Genomic DNA, 239 nt, shown 5'->3' with positions numbered 1-239 from the left:
AGCCTATCGAACCGGCGATGCCGCCTATATGGATGAGCAAGGGATCATATTTTACAAAGGCCGGATTGATTTTCAAATCAAACTGCACGGTTATCGTATGGAACTTGAAGAAATTGAACACTATATTACTAATTGTCAATACGTGAAATCAGCTGCCGTTATACCGATCTACCAAAATGAGAAAATTGAATATTTACTGGCGGCAATCATCCCTGAGAACCATGAGTTTGAAAAAGAAT

The 239-nt window shown here is 38.9% G+C and carries 1 pseudogene; it reads left to right on the top strand.

What is annotated here, in order from left to right:
- A pseudogene (locus tag RYX56_RS24980) lies at positions 1-239 on the top strand (D-alanine--poly(phosphoribitol) ligase subunit DltA); the annotation flags it as partial.

The organism is Alkalihalophilus lindianensis (assembly GCF_032843265.1).
Lineage (GTDB): Bacteria > Bacillota > Bacilli > Bacillales > Bacillaceae_D > Alkalihalophilus > Alkalihalophilus lindianensis.
This window is presented reverse-complemented; position numbering and strand designations above follow the sequence as displayed.